Here is a 17735-nt window from a genome sequence, read left to right on the forward strand (position 1 = left end):
CTTATCATTCTTGGTTGTTCATCAATTGAAAATTGAAACTTGACCATTGACAATTGACAATTATTATGCTAATAGAAAATTTTAACACCTTTTCTACAGCTTTCTAAGGTTCACGAACGACTGTTGTCAATAGCTCAAGCGCTGAGTATATATACTTATCGCTTCCCCAGCCAATCGTCAAAATTTTTCGATTGGCTTGGAAATTGCTGAAAAAAAATAAACGGTGACATACAATGGAAAAAGCGGAGACAAATGTTTCCGTTCACTCCTCACACCACACTCCGCCCGGACAGAGTTCGGGCGGTTCCTTATTTTGCTCATTTTGAAGGTTGTTTGGTTGAAGATTGTTTGGTTGAAGGTTGTTTGGTTGAAGGTTGTTTGGTTGAAGGTTGTTTGATTGAAGGTTGTTTGATTGAAGGTTGTTTGGTTGAAGGTTGTTTGGTTGAAGGTTGTTTGGTTGAAGGTTGTTTGGTTGAAGGTTGTTTGGTTGAAGGTTGTTTGGTTGAACGCGATGGACGAAGTCCCGCTTTCAGCGAACGCGTGGCCTTTTGGCCAAGGTTGTTTGGTTGTTCGCCTTTGGCGTTCGGTGTAGGGTAGGTTGAACGGCGTTGCTTAATAATGGAATGATTTTAAGAGTGTTTAGGTGCGCGCCTCCAAGGCCGCGAGCAATCCCTCGCGGCCTTGGGTCGCACCTGTAGAATAGGCATCTTGCCGTGGAATGGGCATCTTGCGTGGAATGGGCATCTTGCGTGGAACTGGCATCTTGCCAGTTTCAATATATTCCCAGGCGGGCAGGATGCCCACTCTACTCCTATTCATTCAAAGACATTAGCAACGCCGGTTGAACGCGATGGACGAAGTCCCGCTTTCAGCGATCGCGTGGCCGAAAAGCCAAGGTTGAGACGATAACCTGTAACCTGTAACCTGTAACCTGTAACCTTAAACCTATAACCTTCAACCTATAACCTTCAACCTGTAACCTGTAACCTGTAACCTTCAACCTGTAACCTTCAACCTGTAACCTTCAACCTATAACCTTCAACCTGTAACCTGTAACCTGTAACCTTCAACCTGTAACCTTCAACCTGTAACTTGTAACCGCGTCACCTGCTGTTCCGGCCCCATGGGAGTGTTAACTTTTGCCCAAGATATTTAATCGGTGTTGTGACTATGGTAAAATTTCGGAGGTACGTAGCAAAAGTATTCGCAAGGATTTCCAGGCATGTCAAAAGCCGCACAAGTTACAGACTCCAGCTTTCAGGCAGAGGTACTTGATAGCGACACCCCAGTATTGGTAGATTTTTGGGCACCTTGGTGCGGTCCCTGTCGGATGGTGTCTCCGGTTGTGGATGAGATAGCAGACCAGTACGAAGGTAAGCTCAAAGTCGTTAAGCTGAACACCGACGAAAATCCTAAGGTGGCAGGTGATTATGGTATCCGCAGTATACCAACGTTGATGATTTTCAAGGGAGGTCAACGAGTAGATATGGTCGTGGGTGCAGTCCCCAAAAGTACCTTGGCGGGTACTCTCGAAAAGCACATTGACTAATGGCAAAAGGCTTCTAGGCACAAGGGGAAATGTAAAAGATTGCTTCTGACCTCCTCAGCTCCTCAGCTATTCGTCACCAATCTTAAATTGACCAACAGACATCTGCAACTTCTGGGCAACCTCGACAGTTGTTCGTAGGGATTGAGAGACTTCGCCAGAAGAATGAGAGGTTTGTCGGGAGGTGGCAGCAATTTCCTGTATTAAGTCAGTAACGTCCCGAGATGTTTTGGCTTGGGAAACTGTGGCGTTAGAAATAGATTGGACTAACTGGTCAATCTCATGGGAGACGGCAACAATTTCTTCTAGGCTCTGTTTAGCCTTGAAAACCATTTGGGTTCCATCAACCACTTGTTTTTTTCCGTCTTCCATGGCTTTGACCACCTCTTGGGTTTCCTGCTGAATGGTGTCAATCACCTGTTCAATGTCTTTGATGGCATTGGCTGACTGGGTTGCTAGTCTACCCACTTGTTCCGCAACCACTCGGAACCCTTCTCCCTCTTCTCCCGCACGGCTCGCTTCAATCCCAGCATTGACTGACAGTAAACTAGTCTGTACGGCTATTTCCTGTACCAATCCCACTACTTTAGCAATCTCCTTAGAAGATTCCCCTAGCAGCTTTACTTTGTTTGCTGTGTTGACTACAGTCTCTCGCAAATTTACAATAGTCTTAACTGTGCTATCCATGGCTTGCCCACTAGTAAGGGCAGCGCTGAAGGCGATGTGAGAAACCTCTGCTGCTTGGCTGGCATTCTTTGAGACCGCTTGAATTGAGTGCATCATCTGCTCAATCGATCTTAGAGTGTGGGTAATGTTATCTGACTGCTCCATTGCTTGCTGGGCGAATTTACCCACTGCCTGTTCATCAACAGCAACAGCAGTATTCACTTGGGTCGAGGCAAGTTTGACCTGGATCACAATTTGCCGCAAACTTTCAATCAGGGCATTGAAGAAGTCCGCCACTGTACCAATTTCCCCCTCACCCACTTCTGCCCGGACTGTGAGGTCTCCCTTGGCAGCATTTTCCACATTATACAAGAGTTCCAATACTTGGTGCTGGAGTGCTTCTTTTTGCTGACGTTGCTCAATAGCATTTAACTCCGCCGCCCGGCGTGCTTGTTCGATTTGGTCAGAGGTTGATGCTGCTTTCTTTAGCGCTAAGTCCGCGTCTACTCTTGCTTGTTGTAACTGTTCAAACAGATGAGCTTGGTTAAGGGCAAAACCCATCTGAATCGCCAATTGTTTTAATAAATCCGCCTCTTCTGGCTGCCAGTCCCGTGGCTCAGAACACTGGTGAGCACATAATAAACCTACCAGTTCCTCCTCATGCAAAATCGGCGCAACCATGTTGGCTTTGACCTGTAGCCGTTCGAGAATCTCACAGTGGCAGCCCGTTAAGCTAGCTTCATAGACGTTATGGCAAACCCAGACTCGCCCACTTTTGAACCGATCCACAGACCCTTCCCGCAATGGGTCATTGATAATTTTTCCCATGGCTTCAATCCAACCAGGTGCTACGGATTCCGCCATGATTGTTCCACTATCCCACCCTTCATTGAAGCTATAGATCACCACCCGGTCGGTTTGCAAGATGCTGCGAACTCCATCTACTGAAGTACTTAGGATATTTTCTGATGTCACAGATTTATAAAGAAGGCTGGTAAACTCAGCAAATAACTGGGAGCGCTCCGCTATGGCTTGCTGGAGAAAAGCCTGTTGAGCGAGAGCTTTTTCCTTAGATACGATGTTGTCAGCAAGTTTATTGAAGGTATCTGCCAGTTGACCAAGTTCATCAGTAGCTATTACCTCAGCACGGGTTTGGCGATCGCCTGCGGCAAATTTATGGGTAATCTGGTGTAGCATTTTAATCGGTTCAGCAATTGACCGCCCCAGCAGAATTGCCAAGAATACATCTGTTGCTAATGCCAAAAACCCAATAGACGCTTGTACCAGTAGGCTACCTGTAAGAAAATCATTCAGCTCAGATTCGCTAGTCCCCCGGACTAATACTGCCACCGGTTCTCCCTGAGAATCAATTAGAGCTTTTGCTGCCATGGTATAGGTTTGCTCCCCTACCTTCTGACGGTCGGTAACTAACTCGTCTAATTTACCAACATTAACGGCTTTCTCAAGTAGGGATGGGTTAGGTAAGGGAAGATCAGATTGGGCTTGCTCCCAATTAGCAGCTTTACCTTGGTCTAAGGCTGTTACTAAGGCAAATTCTCCCGAAGGCTGACGCAAATAAACAGCACTGTAGCCTCCGTTAAAGGTTTTCAGGGTTTCCTTGACAATGGGTTTCTTGCCATTAACAATATCCCCAGAAAGCAAAGCACCAATCACCTCATCAGTTTTTGGGTCTTTTACTGGTGTGACCGTGTAACGAATTAGGGCATCTTGCTTTACAGTATCTTGCTTCGCCAACCCCTCAGGTAAAGGGGGTGATTCTTTTTTTAATTCTTGCCAGCTTACAATTTGATTAGCTGTAATTTGCTTAGACTGCTTGAGGACTTGACTAACCAGGTTATTGGGATCAAACGTTTCTCCTTTCCGGTCAGCATTAGCATTAACAATAATTCGTAAATCTTTGTCCACCAGAGTGGCATATTCAATCTGGCGAGCCTTAACTTCATTCTGGAGAATTTTTTTAACTTGCCCCTCTAATGATTTGGACAATAACTGATTTCTACTATGGGCAAGAGCAGCTTCAAGAATAGCAGTATTTTCCGATTGACCACGGAACCCAAACCCCATTTGGTTGATTTTAATGTTGTAGTTGATTTCTGTGACAGCCAACTCTGACTGAGCTTGTCCACGTAATTGAGCTCTTCCTCCTATTATAATTAATAATGCTCCTACACCCATCAGTGCAGCCACAGAGATTACCTCGGAGGCAAACAAACCTACAATTTGCTTAGTTTTAACTGGTAAGTTATAAAACCATTGTAGGTGTAATTTTTGGCTTGGTTGAGAGGAAGAAATTCTGAGGGTAGTCGTTGGCTTGATTACGGGGCGCAATTGTATACCTGTCATTAGTGAGTAACTATCAAACTAGTTTAATAAAAAAAATAAAAAGATACTTATAATTAATTTTTTTTATTTATTTTATATTTAGATTTAATTTAAATAAAATCAAATAGAATAAATTTTTATTTTATAGCGGAGCTCATATTAATGAGGTACAGACACCTATTTTTACCCTGTTCCCTGATCCGAAGTTCCCTGTTCCCTAAAATCCAAAACTTGTTTACTTCACCTATTTGATAAATGCTATAATTTTTATGACAGTAGTGTGTTGCCTGTAATCTCGCTAGCCACAAAAAAAAATCGCAAGCAATAAGAACCGAAATAAATTCCTAGAAATTAAATCGATTTTTATCTATTACTTTTATCTCTTTAAAGATATAAATTATTAGGGTATAATTCTTGTTATGACTCCTATGACTCAACTTATGACTCAAACCACAGCCAACTTAACAATGTCCACTAGCTGCTGTTTAGAAAAAGGTTTGGTGAGATAGGCATCAGCGCCTTGTTTCATACCCCATAGACGGTCGATGTCCTGATTTTTAGAAGAACAAATAACAATGGGAATGCTAGTGGTATCCCCATGGTTCTTCAGGCTGCGGCACAACTCAAAGCCACTCATTCCTGGCATAATTATATCTAGAACTATAACATCAGGTTTTTCCATTACTGCCTTATCCAAAGCATCTTTAGCATCGGCAATACAAATGACTGTGTTACCACTGTCCCGTAGGTATCTAGCCATTAACTCTAACTGAGCCAGGTTATCTTCAACAATCAAAACTTTACTCATAGTTCAATTATTAATTGGTGTTTAACACTATAATCTAATCATGAACTTGTTGACTGTTGACTATTGGTTTACTATTGACTGTTGACTGTCCAATACGGTCAACTCAACAAAAAACGTTCAATTCAATAAACTTTTCAAGTTTAGTCAAGTTTGATTTTCATTGACCTAGTAAAAAATTAAACTTTAATAAAACTTTAATAAAACTTTAATAAAACTTTTATTAAAATTTAATAATTAATAGAGCTAATTAGACCACTTCTAGCTTACTGCTATGGACTTAATCCACAGACAGTAGTAGACTCAGTTGACTGGCGCATACATAAGAAAATAACCCCAAGACCCACGGATTAGTGTTAGCTACCGTCAACTGAGGAATTGCTGAAAATTTATACATATGCACTTGACAAGCTCAAGCAGCGCTGTGGAAATGCACTCAATTTGCGCTCTTTAAATTAAGACATATGTCTTAGTTCAATATATCCAAAAAATTTTAGCTTGTCCACGGGGCTGATAAGATAAAATATCACGGGATTGACATCCTCACCGCCTGCCGAAGTTCGGTGATTCCTAAACCTCACGATTTGGTTTGGTGCTTCTGACCCAACTGCCTCCACTCTCAGGTGCGACCCGTGGCGAATTTAATTACGGGTCAAGCGCACCTAAAGGAGTTTTGTGGTCTTACGCTCGCGACCAGACTATCCGGTGCAAGTCCTGCGGTTCTTATGTGTTGAAATCTCAAACTGGAGAAATCTTGAGGTGCGACCCAAGGCCGCGAGGGATTGCTCGCGGCCTTGGAGGCGCGCACCTTGAGCGAATTTAATTCGCCAACGGAAAGCGCACCTAATATACTTTGTTGATTCAAGGGTTGAACTACCATTGCCCTGTCCTCTTTTCCCGGTCTACCGATTTGGCTGCGCCGCCAGGTACTGGACTTCGCTGGTGTTGTCGGCTGTCTGTTGGCGAAGCGTGACCTTTGGTCAATCCATCGTCTTGGGTTGGTCGTTGACCATCTTTATTATAACATAAAGCCGTCCTAGAAGGACGGGGTTTCAGACCCAATTTTTTTGATCACTAAAATGCTCATGACTGGTATATCTCCTACAGCAACTCCACGGGAAATCCACCGACAGCAATTTCCGGCATTAGCCCACAAAGCCTATTTCAATTTTGGGGGCCAAGGGACTTTGCCTCTAGCATCTCTAAATGCTATCCAACAAGCCTATGAGTATGTGCAGCGCTATGGCCCATTCTCGGGTAAAGTCAATGACTGGGTTACCGAGGAATCCCACAAAACTAGAAGTGCGATCGCATCAGAGTTGGGGACATCAGCAGAAACCATCACCCTAACCGAAAATGTTACCGTTGGCTGCAATATTGCGATGTGGGGGATTGATTGGCAACCGGGTGATCACATGTTGATGAGTGATTGTGAACACCAAGGCATTATCGCTACTGCCCAGGAAATTTCCCGTCGGTATCAGGTAGAGGTATCTACTTGTCCAATTATGGCAACTCTAAATCAGGGAGACCCTACTAAAACTATTGAGCAATACTTACGACCTCAGACGCGATTGGTGGTATTGAGTCATCTACTGTGGAATACCGGTCAAGTATTGCCACTCAAGGATATTACTCAAGTATGTCACAACTACCCTCAGAGTAGCCAAGTGGTAAGGGTTCTAGTGGATGCAGCTCAGTCAGTAGGTTCTTTGCCCTTAAATCTAACCGAACTGGGGGCAGATTTCTATGCCTTTACGGGTCACAAGTGGTGGTGTGGCCCAGCAGGAGTGGGAGGTCTGTATGTGAGTCCAGATGCCTTGGGCAGCCTCAATCCCACATTTATTGGTTGGCGGGGGATTATTCTGGATAAAGCTGGGAAACCTGTGGATTGGCAACCAGATGGACAGAGATTTGAAGTGGCTACCTCGGCTTATCCCCTGTATGGAGGATTACGTAGTGCGATCGCAATTCATCAGCAATGGGGAACTGCTGAGGAACGTTATCACCAAATTTGTCAATTGAGTGAATACCTATGGCAAGGCTTATCCAAGTTGGAAGCAGTCAGCTGTTTGGCTACTTCACCTCCCAAAGCTGGTCTGGTGTCCTTTGTGTTGACTAATGGCAAGCGCCATAACAGGTTAGTAGAGTTTCTGGAGCAGCAAGGCTTTTTGCTACGAACTCTCCGGGACCCAGACTGTGTCCGTGCCTGTGTTCACTACTTCACCCAACCGGATGAAATTGATAAGTTGATTGAAGCCATTGATGGGTTTAGTTCTGACAATTAATCAGAAAAGCTTAAGTCAAAGCTTAAGTCAAAGCTTAAGTCAAAGCTTAAGTAAAGATGCACCCCATTAGATAGTCATGGCCTACGATTCACACACATTTCATACTTTCAATAATGAGGGGTTAGTGTTTGCGATCGCATTTGCAGTTAGGTTTGTTTTGTATGAGTTGATGTTTTTTTTCTTCAGGGTTGATGGTTAACGGTTGATGGTTTAATGTTAACTGTTAACACCAAGAAATTAATTAATATTAATTCCCCTGGCTTCCTTCGATAAAAATCTCTTTCAAGCTATTTGGAGCTGCTCACCACTGACTCACTGACCCACTAAGCACTAAAGACTCAGCACTGAGCTTACATCCCGACTTACCTAAATGTCGGAAGAAGGCTCCCGCCATAATCTCCGATTTGGCGGTGAGACGGGGCGTATAAACTGCGGAAGTGAATTCCGCAGACAGCCCCTCATGAATTCCGACCAATAAAAAAATAATGCAGGAATCATGTTTATCCGATATCGCTTGTGGTAACATGGTATGAATGATAGTTAGAGAAGCTAAACTGTTAAACGGGTCCCTAGCCCAATACCAAGCCTTAGATGAAGCCATAAGAACTGCTCAATTTGTTAGAAATAAAGCAGTCAGATTATGGAGAGACGAACCATTAGTCAACAAAGGTCGTCTGTCTCTGCTATGCAAAGAACTTGCACATGCTCAAGAGTATCCTTGGGTTAAGAAATTAAACTCAATGGCACGTCAGGCATCAGCAGAAAGGGCTTGGAATTCTATCTCTAGTTTCTATCGTCGTTGTAGAGAGGGTGCTAAGAAAAAGGGTTATCCTCAGTTCAAAAAACACTCTCGTAACGGCTTTGCCGACGCTGCGCGAACGGTTGAGTATAAAACCACAGGCTGGAAACTGTCAGAGGACTGTTTAACTATTAACTTCACCGATGGATTTCAGGCAGGTCGGTTCTCATTGTTTTGTAACCATGAGACAAGAGAGGACTTGTTTAGGCTTAAAATTAATCGGGTGCGAGTAGTGAGAAGGGTTGACGGTTATTATGCTCAATTCTGTTTTGATGCTAACCGTAAAGAGAAAGGGAATTATACCGGAAATGTGATCGGTATTGATTTAGGTTTGAAGTATTTCTACAAAGACAAAAATGACAATGCTGCTATATATCCCAAGTATCTCAGGCGAGCTGAAAAGAGAATTAAAAAGCTACAGCGGAGATTATCTAGAAAGTTTGTGAAAGGTAATAAACCTCAATCAAACAACTACCACAAAGCCAGAATTAGACTTGGGTTAGCTCATCTGAAGGTTCAAAGACAGCGTAAAGACTGGGCGGTTAAGTTAGCCCGGTGCGTAGTCCACTCTAACGATGTGGTTGTCTATGAAGACCTGAAAATTAAAAATCTGGTCAAGAACCATCATTTAGCTAAGTCGATTTCTGATGCGAGTTGGTATCAATTCACTCAATGGTTAGACTACTTTGGAAAAGTTTGGGATAAGACAGTGATAGCTGTTGCACCTAACTACACATCTCAAGATTGCTCAAATTGTGGTCATCGAGTGAAGAAATCTCTCAGCACTAGAACTCATCAATGTCAACGTTGTCACACAGAAATCTGTCGTGATACTAATGCTGCTCTCAATATTTTAAAGAAGGGGATGAATATTCTAGGTGTTGAGTATAACAGCGGTGCGACCCCGCACGGGTTCCCCGAGAAGGGTGAACGCGCACCAAGAGAGTACCCAGGGGCACTGGGAAACTGCTGGGAAACCGGGAACGCTTGGGGAGAGTTCAACCGCTGTTGATGAGGGGAAACCTGATTCAATAAGTTGTCTCGCTGAACCAGGAATCACTTTGTGAGAATCCCCCGCCATAATCTCTGATTTGGCGGCGGGAGTATGTCAATTTGTCTGGCCTATCCCGGAGCAAATCCATAATTTCCTCAGTGTAGTGATGGAATTCGGGATGACGCTTAATTTTGTAAGTGCGCTCACCCTGTAACTCAATCCGCAATTCCCGTTGGATTGTACCAGGTCGTGCTGTCAGCACATAAATCCTTTCAGACAAAAACACTGCCTCTTCTACATCATGGGTAATCATTAATATAGTGCAACCCGTCCGCTGCCAAACCTCAAGCAAAAACTGTTGCATGGTTTCCTTAGTTTGTACATCCAGTGCACCAAAGGGTTCATCCATCAGCAGGATTTTCGGATGACAGGCTAGAGCTCTTGCGATCGCAACCCGTTGTTTCATGCCCCCAGATAATTCTTTGGGATAGGACTTAGCAAACCCAGACAGCCCTACCACATCTAAATAATAAGCAGCCTGTTCTCGGCGTTTTTGCTTTGGGACACCTTGCAGCTTTAAGCCAAACTCCACATTGTGGATCACATTCATCCAAGGGTATAGGGTATATCGTTGGAAAACCATGCCTCGCTCTGAACTAGGTCCAGTCACCGTCAAACCATCAACAGTAATTTCTCCAGCTGTAGGCATATCTAAACCAGCTATCAGACGCAACAGGGTAGACTTACCTGAACCAGATGCACCCACAGCACAGACCAATTCCCCCGTCTCAACATGCATATTAATATCCTTTAGGGCAACGATAGTACCTTGTTTCGTGGGAAACTGTTTGTAAAGGTGAGAAATTTCTAAGTGCATGGTTTTTTATTATTAGTGATATTGGTAATTCGGTATTGGGTATTGAGTATTGGGTATTAGGTATTGCAATTCTAAATTTTCCTGCAAGCCTTTTCCCTTTTGCCTGTGATTACGTAAGCATATGCTGTTCGCGTAGCGCATTAGCTGATAGCTGATAGCTGATAGCTGATAGCTGATAGCTTACCTTCAACCTTGGCCTTTCGGCCACGCTACGCGAACAACCAACTGTTAACCTTGGCCTTTCGGCCACGCTACGCGAACAACCAACTGTTAACCTTGGCCTTTCGGCCACGCTACGCGAACAACCAACTGTTAACCTTCAACAAAACATCTAATCAATCGCCCATTTACAGGTAAGTCTGAGCAGCAATCGGAAGGATAAATCAATGGCAAATCCGATTAATCCTAGAATAATCAAGCAGGCAAATATTTCATCGGTTTTTAGAAACTTTTGGGCTAGCAAAATACGTTTACCTAGTCCCACTTTTGCTGCGACCAATTCTGCTACAATCACTAAATTCCAAGACGCGGCAATGTTGATTCGTAAGGCATCAATAATATTGGGAATTACATAGGGAGTAATCACCTGTAAGAGGACTTGTCTTCGTAGTCCTCCCAAGGTGTAGGTGCTTTCAATTAAATCCTTGGGAACAAATTTTACTGCATCCATAATCATTAAGGTATTAAAAAAGACAGTACCGATGAAAATAAGTGCGATTTTCGGTGCTTCATCAATACCTAGATAGATAATGAATAGAGGGATAAATGCGGGAGCTGGCATATAGCGAAGAATACCAATAATTGGTTCTGTTAACCCTCGGATACTGGCAAATGCTCCCATGGAAATGCCCAAGGGAATCGAAATAATTGCTGCCAACAGAAAGCCAGCAAAAACCCTGATAAGGCTAGCAACAGTGTCTTGAATAAGAAAGCCTTTTTGCCACAGACGGATAAAGGCTTTACCCACATCAATCGGTGACGGGAGGAAGACGGAATCAAGGCCAGCCAAACTTGAGATTAGCCACCAAGCAACAAACGGAACAGTAACTGATAGGATAATTAATATCCAGTGTAAGGATTTGGGAATATCCTCAGCAATGCGCCAAAAAACGGTGGGTTTTAGAGTTCTGGTTGTCTGGGAACTATTCATGAAAGAGTGTAATAAATTTGGTGGGTGCGTTAACGACGTGTAACGCACCGGTTTAATTCGATAGGTTATTAATGACTAAGAACGACCTGCGGCATAGGCTTTGACAAACTGGTCATCAAGTATCTTATCTAAATCAGGAACTTTTTGAATAAATCCCACATCCAGCATAAACTGAGACATTTTTTTAGCGGCAAAAGGCATATGCTTCATGCTATCTCCAGGGCTAAATGCCTCTAGGTTTTCTTCCAGGGTAAACATTTGAGTTCCTGCTTTAAACTGTTGGAATTCCTCAACACTAACATTAGCGCGTTCCGCCAGCATTTCATCGGCTTTATTGGGATTATTTTTGATAAAATCCAGGATATCAAACCAAGTTTTTACTAGAGCTTGAACTTGCTCAGTACGTTCATTAATCAGCTTTTGACTAACTACAAGTAAGTCAGGAATTGCCCCAGGAAATGCTTTGGAACTAATTAATTCTTTACTTCCATTTCGTTTTAGGGCAGTGAGCCAAAAGGGAGGGAATGCACCCACTGCATCTACTTTACCAGCTGCAAATGCTGCTGCTGCTGCTCCAGTCTCTAAGGGTACAATTTCCACGTCTTTTCTGGACATTCCCTCTTGTTCTAGGGCTAAGCTAAGCAAGAAGTCATCTACAACTCCCTCTTCTATCGCTACCTTTTTACCTTTCAAGTCTTTCAGGGAATTAATTTCTGCTGTGACAATAATTTTGTCATTGCCAGCAGAGTTATCATTCACCAGAACCGCTACTTCACCATTAACAGCATCAGCAGCAAAAGATATTGTATCATTAAGAGTTTGGCAATTAGCATCCAGTTTTCCTGCTGCCAAAGCTTCCATGGATTCCAGGTAGCCATCAAACCATTTTAGTTGTACATTAACGCCATTGGCTTCAAATAAACCTTCTTTTTCCGCAATGTACCACGGCCACCAACCAGGCCAACTGCTGTATCCCATCACAATGGGAGTAGAATCTTTAACCGCTTGGGATGTATCTGAGGGTTTAGTATTTGGGGATTGGTTGCAGCTAATAGCTAGGAATAAACTAACTATAAATACAGCACATAGGGATAGTAATTTGGGAATTTTCATTCAAAATTGCGGCAGTATAACACACCTACACTCCTAGAGTTAGGTGGGAATGAATGCTGCACCTCCAACTAATGGTTTACAGATTAATCCGGCACTGGGTTCGAGTAACCGTTTTTTCTGGACAGAAAATTGTCCAAGTCTTTTCCAGTTAACATCTGACCCAGACACCGAGCATCCTACCATCCACACTTCCCTTTCAGGAGTATTAGATTTGACATCATAGAGGTCTGCTAACGTTACACCGTCTACGGCTAGGTTGCTGGTATCTGCTTACTTTTGTCGGCTTTATCTTTGTCTAGACTGATGTTCTAAGGTTAGAGGTTTCCCTAGAAGTGTTTAATCCAGCAATCAAAGTTTACCAAAATGGCTGATATCTGTCTATCCTTGTTGTGAACAGAGCAAGAATTAGGATAAAGATGCTAAAAAATGTAGTTAAAGATACCAAATTAATCTAAAACTACTTCATCCGAAGTTCCCTGATCTAAAGTTAAATACTTCTGCGTCCCACCTTGAGTGATCAGGAATCCAATCAATCATTATATAAAGTGGAAAGATCAGAATTTATATCAATTTGTGGGGTATTTTTGTAACGCTTCCCTTGCGCCTTAACTTGCATGCTAACCCTATAAGCTCATAGTTCTGGTGTGAGGAATTCCAGTTTTGGTAAAATGCAATCAGCCAGGTCTAACTAAGGGGAATCACTATGCTAAAGTATGACCCGTTACAATATCTTCCTACTTCCGAGGAGCTACCCTCTTCTGATAACACCCCTGTGGATAATGAACTGCAAGATTTAATCCCCCACTTGCTCAAAGCGAGCTTATCCCTAATCTGGCAACAGCGGTATGACTGGTTTTTTGGAATTGATATGGGCTACTATTACCACCCTAACCAGAGCGCGATAGTTCCTGACGCTTTCTTAAGTTTAGGAGTAGACCGGCGCAAAATTCGTCCCAAGGGTCGTCAAGGACGTTTAAGTTATGTGCTTTGGGAAGAAAACAATACCGTGCCAATTCTAGCCATCGAGAATGTCTCTCAAACCTACAATGGCGAGTACGACCAGAAAAAATTAGACTATGCCGAATTAGGATTCCTATATTATGTAATTTATGATGGCGACAGTTATTATCCACGCAAAGGGGAGCCCTTTGAGGTTCATCGCTTGGTAGATGGGGTGTATGTGCGTCAAAGCGGGAATCCAGTGTGGATGCCAGAAATTGGTTTGGGAATTGGTACAGAATTAGGAAGTTATCAGGATTGGAGTCGGGAATGGCTTTATTGGTATGACCTTAACGGGAAACGGTATCCCTCCCCAGAGGAAAGAACTGAACAGGCTGAGCTGGAAGCAGCTCAAGAACGTCAACGGGCTATTCAAGCTGAACTGGAAGCATCTCAAGAACGTCAACGGGCTATTCAAGCTGAGCAACGGGCTGCGGAAGCTGAACAGAACCTTGATGCTTTGAAAGCTCAACTAAAACAACTGGGGATGAATCCTGAAGATTTTATGAATGGTTAGCTGGAAGAAGCAGCTAGTAATACCAAAATCCCCTTGATAATCTACTCTACAATCTAGTCCTTGAGATGCAGACGAAAGTTTTTATAGCCACAACAACTGACCCACTCCATGTCTCAACCCAAAGTCTTCATAACTCGCCGCCTTCCTGATACCAGACTCGAACAACTCCACCAAATCGCCAATGTCGAAATCTGGCCAGAGCGTCAACCCCCTCCCTACGAGGTATTGCTCAACAAAGTCAAAGAAATCGATGGCTTACTGTGCCTACTCACAGATTCCATTGACAAGCAAATCATCGAAGCTGCACCATCCCTCAAGGTAATCAGCCAATTAGCAGTAGGTTACGATAACATTGATATCTCTGCTGCCACCATCCGGGGTATCCCCATTGGTCATACTCCTGGTGTCCTGACTGAGGCTACAGCTGATTTAGCCTGGACGTTACTAATGGCAACAGCACGGCGAGTGATTGAAGCAGATAAATTTGTACGTGCTGGTCATTGGCAGACTTGGGAACCTACTTTATTGCTAGGACCAAACATCAGCAGTGCTACTTTAGGAATTGTTGGCTTTGGACGCATTGGTCAAGCTGTTGCTCGTCGTGGGCGAGGGTTTGATATGGAAATTCTTTATTACAGTCGGCATCGACGGGACTCAGAATTAGAACAATCCCTTGGTGTAAAGTATGCTGAATTCGACTTGCTCCTAAGGGAATCAGACTTTATTACCATTCACACTGCTCTGTCTGAAGAAACCTACCATCTATTTAGTACTCCCCAGTTTGAGCTGATGAAATCCTCGGCTATCTTGATCAACACCGCACGAGGAGCAATCGTAGATCCAGAAGCATTGTACCAAGCTCTGAGCAATGGTCAAATCGCTGCGGCTGCTCTGGACGTAACTAAACCAGAACCCATTCCCATGGATAGTCCTTTGTTGAGCTTGGATAATCTGATCATCACCCCTCACATTGGTAGTGCAACCTACCAAACGCGATCGCAAATGGCTAAGATGGCGGTGAATAATCTTATTGCTGGACTTTTGGGTAAGCCATTACCCTATTGTGTGAATCCACAAGTGTATTAGAATAATTCCGTTTCCTTGAGTTCTAGGGTCTGTCTGCAAACTACTCGATCAAGAAAAGTAACGGGTAAGAGAGTTGTAATTTATCATTGCTTGCCTTACTTCCCCTGCCTCCCTTGCCTCCCCTGCACCCCTAAACCGAGGGTTTTTAGACCCAAGCAGACACGCCCTAGCTTTTAGCCAACTCCCTGATATCGAACTCAAGTAAAAGAAATCTGTAGGTTTATCATTTCAGAACCTATCGGTGAGAAGTTTAAAAAATACCATAGCTTTCATCTCCAATCTGCGGAATGTAGGCTATAAGTCGCTGATTAAGATGTTTTGAAAACTTCTCGGGAGTGCAAATGACTGAAAATTCTTCTGAAAACCCCTTGTTTGAAAGCCCAGACAGTAACAGTTCAAATCTTTCTGAGGCCGAACGTGCCCTGGAGCGTGAAGCTCAACTACCATCGACGGGATGGCAGCAGGAGGTGTCAAAGGGGCTCGAATACGGGCTGGAAGCGGCAGAGAGTATTAGCGATCGCACTATTCCCACCTTTTCCCGGGGTGAACTACCTCACTACGCTGGCATCAATACTTTCCTCAAAGCGCCCTATCTCGAAGATGTTCGCCAGGTTGAGTCATACGATGTAGCCATTGTCGGGGTTCCCCACGACTCGGGAACCACCTATCGCCCAGGAACCCGCTTTGGTCCCCAAGGCATTCGCCGCATTTCTGCCTTGTACACTCCTTATAACTTTGAGTTGGGGATTGACCTACGAGAGCAAATTACCCTCTGTGACGTGGGAGATATTTTTACAATTCCAGCCAACAACGAAAAGTCATTTGACCAGATTTCTAAGGGCATTGCTCACATCTTCAGCTCTGGAGCGTTTCCCATCATTTTGGGAGGGGATCATTCCATCGGATTTCCTACCGTTCGGGGTATTTGTCGGCACTTAGGGGACAAGAAAGTTGGCATTATCCACTTTGATCGCCATGTAGATACCCAGGAAACCGACCTGGATGAGCGGATGCACACCTGCCCTTGGTTTCATGCCACTAACATGAGGAATGCTCCAGCCAAGAACTTAGTGCAACTGGGCATTGGCGGTTGGCAAGTACCTCGCCAGGGAGTCAAAGTTTGCCGGGAGCGGGCAAGTAATATCCTGACAGTAACCGATATCACTGAAATGGGATTGGACGCAGCAGTAGAGTTTGCCCTCGAACGGGCACTAGACGGTACCGACTGCATTTATATCAGCTTCGATATTGACTGTATCGATGCCGGTTTTGTTCCTGGTACAGGTTGGCCCGAACCAGGCGGACTCCTCCCCCGGGAAGCTCTGTATCTACTGGGGAAGATTGTTCAGCAGGCTCCTGTTTGCGGTTTGGAAGTAGTGGAAGTCTCGCCGCCCTATGACATCAGTGACATCACTGCCCTGATGGCAACTCGCGTAATCTGTGACACAATGGCGCACCTAGTGCTATCCGGTCAACTGCCGCGCCAGGAAAAACCCTCCTACATTCATCCAGAAGCGCAGCCGGAATTAGTAGAGTGGACTTGAAGGTGGATGTCAACAATGCATGAGACTGACATGACCAAGGCACTAATTGTGACCTTGCGCAATTGGTGGGAAGCACAGCCAGAGCGACCCAAAATTTCCTGCGTCCATCTGACAGTAGGCCAGTTCACTGGTGTTGAACCCTTGAGTTTGGAATTGGCCTTTGAAGCTCAAATTCCCAACACCTTTTTGTCTGGTGCCAAACTGGTGATTCAGGAAACCCCCTTAATTGCCTTTTGCCATCAGTGTCAACAAGACTATCGGCCTGACATTGATAGTCAATACGCTTGCCCAGAATGTAAATCACCGATGGAAGACATCCGCTCTGGGCGAGAATTAAAGATTGACCGCCTTGAATACTGTGGCTCTGCTGTTGAACCCAATGCACCACAGCTTTGATGCAGCTCTGGAAATTAACCTGCTCCATGGAAAAAAGCCGTTGACCACAATCGCACCCAGGGCAAACCCATCTAAATTAAGTTGACCAAAAAAAATGGGTTTCAAGCCTTGCCCTTGTAGGGCAACTTTCCTTACTTTCTGTGTTAGAATGTCAATAAGTGTGTAGCCTAGCACAGGCAGGATTCGTCGGTACTGCCTTCAAACCCCAACGACGTAAAGCGATGCTAGTACACGAGGCGCGAAAAACCTCGCCGGTGCGCTTTCCGTTGGCGAATTAAATTCGCCACGGGTCACACCGCTAAAACGCATGGATCTTAATAGATACCGAAACCCAGTAAAGTAAAAAATCCAAATAATAACGTACCGTGGGGCACACGGGAACAAGAATTCAGAATATCTGAATTCTGAACGCTTAGGGAGATCAGCCCACTGGGGTTAGTTAAATTAGGCTTGATTCTTGGTTATTTATAACGGGTTTACGGCTTAAGTATTGCCTTTCAGGATAGCTAATTTCAAGGTATATCGTAGAACTAAGAATCCCCGCGTCTTTAGACCGGGGAGTGTCAAAAATCGACTATTTTATGAGCTATCCCAGTAAGGATTAGAAGGGTA

17 protein-coding genes are annotated in these 17735 nt (G+C 44.1%); 10 read left to right on the forward strand and 7 right to left on the reverse strand.

Annotation, left to right across the window (positions count from 1 at the left end; genetic code table 11):
• Positions 1-177: 177 nt before the first annotated feature.
• Entirely contained in the window at positions 178-513 is a 336-nt protein-coding gene (locus tag F6J90_RS43440) for a pentapeptide repeat-containing protein (RefSeq protein WP_366513719.1), read from the reverse strand.
• Between the two features lie 200 nt (positions 514-713).
• Between F6J90_RS43440 and F6J90_RS05155 the strand changes: the two genes are divergently transcribed.
• Both F6J90_RS05155 and trxA read left to right on the forward strand, forming a co-directional pair.
• A complete protein-coding gene (locus F6J90_RS05155; RefSeq protein ID WP_293091397.1) occupies positions 714-845 on the forward strand; it encodes a hypothetical protein in 132 nt (43 codons plus the stop codon).
• Positions 846-1222: 377 nt separating this feature from the next.
• Positions 1223-1549: a thioredoxin gene (gene trxA, locus F6J90_RS05160; RefSeq protein ID WP_293091398.1), complete on the forward strand. Its 327-nt coding sequence runs from the start codon at positions 1223-1225 to the stop codon at positions 1547-1549.
• Positions 1550-1615: 66 nt separating this feature from the next.
• Here the strand turns inward: trxA and F6J90_RS05165 are convergent, their stop codons facing one another.
• The 3 genes from F6J90_RS05165 to F6J90_RS05175 all read right to left on the reverse strand — a co-directional run bounded on the left by F6J90_RS05165 (position 1616) and on the right by F6J90_RS05175 (position 6422).
• The gene (locus tag F6J90_RS05165) at positions 1616-4576 is read right to left on the reverse strand and encodes a methyl-accepting chemotaxis protein (RefSeq protein ID WP_293091399.1); all 2961 of its coding nucleotides are present in this window, start codon (positions 4574-4576) and stop codon (positions 1616-1618) included.
• 424 nt (positions 4577-5000) lie between these two features.
• The gene (locus F6J90_RS05170) at positions 5001-5363 is read right to left on the reverse strand and encodes a response regulator (protein ID WP_293091400.1); all 363 of its coding nucleotides are present in this window, start codon (positions 5361-5363) and stop codon (positions 5001-5003) included.
• A gap of 870 nt (positions 5364-6233) precedes the next feature.
• Positions 6234-6422, reverse strand: a complete 189-nt coding sequence (locus tag F6J90_RS05175) for a hypothetical protein (protein ID WP_293091401.1) — start codon at positions 6420-6422, stop codon at positions 6234-6236.
• Positions 6423-6445: 23 nt separating this feature from the next.
• Here F6J90_RS05175 and F6J90_RS05180 point away from each other — a divergent pair, with 23 nt between their 5' ends.
• The gene (locus tag F6J90_RS05180; RefSeq protein WP_293091402.1) at positions 6446-7648 is read left to right on the forward strand and encodes an aminotransferase class V-fold PLP-dependent enzyme; all 1203 of its coding nucleotides are present in this window, start codon (positions 6446-6448) and stop codon (positions 7646-7648) included.
• Positions 7649-8181: 533 nt separating this feature from the next.
• Entirely contained in the window at positions 8182-9459 is a 1278-nt protein-coding gene (locus F6J90_RS05185) for a transposase (RefSeq protein WP_293091403.1), read from the forward strand.
• A gap of 16 nt (positions 9460-9475) precedes the next feature.
• Here F6J90_RS05185 and F6J90_RS05190 read toward each other — a convergent pair whose 3' ends face one another.
• Positions 9476-10318 (reverse strand): ABC transporter ATP-binding protein, encoded by an 843-nt coding sequence (locus F6J90_RS05190; RefSeq protein ID WP_293091404.1) that lies wholly within the window; start codon positions 10316-10318, stop codon positions 9476-9478.
• Between the two features lie 192 nt (positions 10319-10510).
• Here F6J90_RS05190 and F6J90_RS05195 point away from each other — a divergent pair, with 192 nt between their 5' ends.
• On the forward strand, positions 10511-10675 hold the full coding sequence (locus F6J90_RS05195; protein WP_293091405.1) for a hypothetical protein: 165 nt from the start codon (positions 10511-10513) through the stop codon (positions 10673-10675).
• On the opposite strand, the gene F6J90_RS05200 is transcribed toward F6J90_RS05195, so the two are convergent.
• On the reverse strand, positions 10650-11468 hold the full coding sequence (locus tag F6J90_RS05200; protein ID WP_293091406.1) for an ABC transporter permease: 819 nt from the start codon (positions 11466-11468) through the stop codon (positions 10650-10652). The genes F6J90_RS05195 and F6J90_RS05200 overlap by 26 nt on opposite strands.
• 75 nt (positions 11469-11543) lie before the next feature.
• Positions 11544-12581 carry an ABC transporter substrate-binding protein gene (locus tag F6J90_RS05205; protein WP_293091407.1) on the reverse strand — a complete coding sequence of 346 codons (1038 nt, stop codon included), beginning with the start codon at positions 12579-12581 and terminating at the stop codon, positions 11544-11546.
• Between the two features lie 49 nt (positions 12582-12630).
• Here F6J90_RS05205 and F6J90_RS05210 point away from each other — a divergent pair, with 49 nt between their 5' ends.
• The 5 genes from F6J90_RS05210 to hypA all read left to right on the forward strand — a co-directional run bounded on the left by F6J90_RS05210 (position 12631) and on the right by hypA (position 17123).
• Entirely contained in the window at positions 12631-12804 is a 174-nt protein-coding gene (locus F6J90_RS05210; protein WP_293091408.1) for a hypothetical protein, read from the forward strand.
• A 480-nt stretch (positions 12805-13284) separates the two neighbouring features.
• On the forward strand, positions 13285-14097 hold the full coding sequence (locus tag F6J90_RS05215) for a Uma2 family endonuclease (protein WP_293091409.1): 813 nt from the start codon (positions 13285-13287) through the stop codon (positions 14095-14097).
• A gap of 108 nt (positions 14098-14205) precedes the next feature.
• Positions 14206-15183 (forward strand): D-glycerate dehydrogenase, encoded by a 978-nt coding sequence (locus F6J90_RS05220; RefSeq protein WP_293091410.1) that lies wholly within the window; start codon positions 14206-14208, stop codon positions 15181-15183.
• 341 nt (positions 15184-15524) lie between these two features.
• On the forward strand, positions 15525-16727 hold the full coding sequence (gene speB, locus F6J90_RS05225; RefSeq protein WP_293091411.1) for an agmatinase: 1203 nt from the start codon (positions 15525-15527) through the stop codon (positions 16725-16727).
• Positions 16728-16742: 15 nt separating this feature from the next.
• Positions 16743-17123, forward strand: a complete 381-nt coding sequence (hypA, locus tag F6J90_RS05230; RefSeq protein ID WP_293091412.1) for a hydrogenase maturation nickel metallochaperone HypA — start codon at positions 16743-16745, stop codon at positions 17121-17123.
• Positions 17124-17735: the final 612 nt, after the last annotated feature.

The sequence above is a fragment of the Moorena sp. SIOASIH genome (assembly GCF_010671925.1).
Taxonomy (GTDB): Bacteria; Cyanobacteriota; Cyanobacteriia; order Cyanobacteriales; family Coleofasciculaceae; genus Moorena.

Excerpts from the sequence above, each read along its gene's own strand:
- F6J90_RS05215 (WP_293091409.1), top strand. The coding sequence starts at position 13,285 with ATGCTAAAGTATGACCCGTTACAATATCTTCCTACTTCCGAGGAGCTA.
- F6J90_RS05210 (WP_293091408.1), top strand. The coding sequence starts at position 12,631 with ATGAATGCTGCACCTCCAACTAATGGTTTACAGATTAATCCGGCACTG.
- F6J90_RS05220 (WP_293091410.1), top strand. The coding sequence starts at position 14,206 with ATGTCTCAACCCAAAGTCTTCATAACTCGCCGCCTTCCTGATACCAGA.
- trxA (WP_293091398.1), top strand. The coding sequence starts at position 1,223 with ATGTCAAAAGCCGCACAAGTTACAGACTCCAGCTTTCAGGCAGAGGTA.
- F6J90_RS05170 (WP_293091400.1), bottom strand. The coding sequence starts at position 5,363 with ATGAGTAAAGTTTTGATTGTTGAAGATAACCTGGCTCAGTTAGAGTTA.
- F6J90_RS05200 (WP_293091406.1), bottom strand. The coding sequence starts at position 11,468 with ATGAATAGTTCCCAGACAACCAGAACTCTAAAACCCACCGTTTTTTGG.
- speB (WP_293091411.1), top strand. The coding sequence starts at position 15,525 with ATGACTGAAAATTCTTCTGAAAACCCCTTGTTTGAAAGCCCAGACAGT.
- hypA (WP_293091412.1), top strand. The coding sequence starts at position 16,743 with ATGCATGAGACTGACATGACCAAGGCACTAATTGTGACCTTGCGCAAT.
- F6J90_RS05180 (WP_293091402.1), top strand. The coding sequence starts at position 6,446 with ATGACTGGTATATCTCCTACAGCAACTCCACGGGAAATCCACCGACAG.
- F6J90_RS05205 (WP_293091407.1), bottom strand. The coding sequence starts at position 12,581 with ATGAAAATTCCCAAATTACTATCCCTATGTGCTGTATTTATAGTTAGT.
- F6J90_RS05190 (WP_293091404.1), bottom strand. The coding sequence starts at position 10,318 with ATGCACTTAGAAATTTCTCACCTTTACAAACAGTTTCCCACGAAACAA.
- F6J90_RS05185 (WP_293091403.1), top strand. The coding sequence starts at position 8,182 with ATGATAGTTAGAGAAGCTAAACTGTTAAACGGGTCCCTAGCCCAATAC.
- F6J90_RS05165 (WP_293091399.1), bottom strand. The coding sequence starts at position 4,576 with ATGACAGGTATACAATTGCGCCCCGTAATCAAGCCAACGACTACCCTC.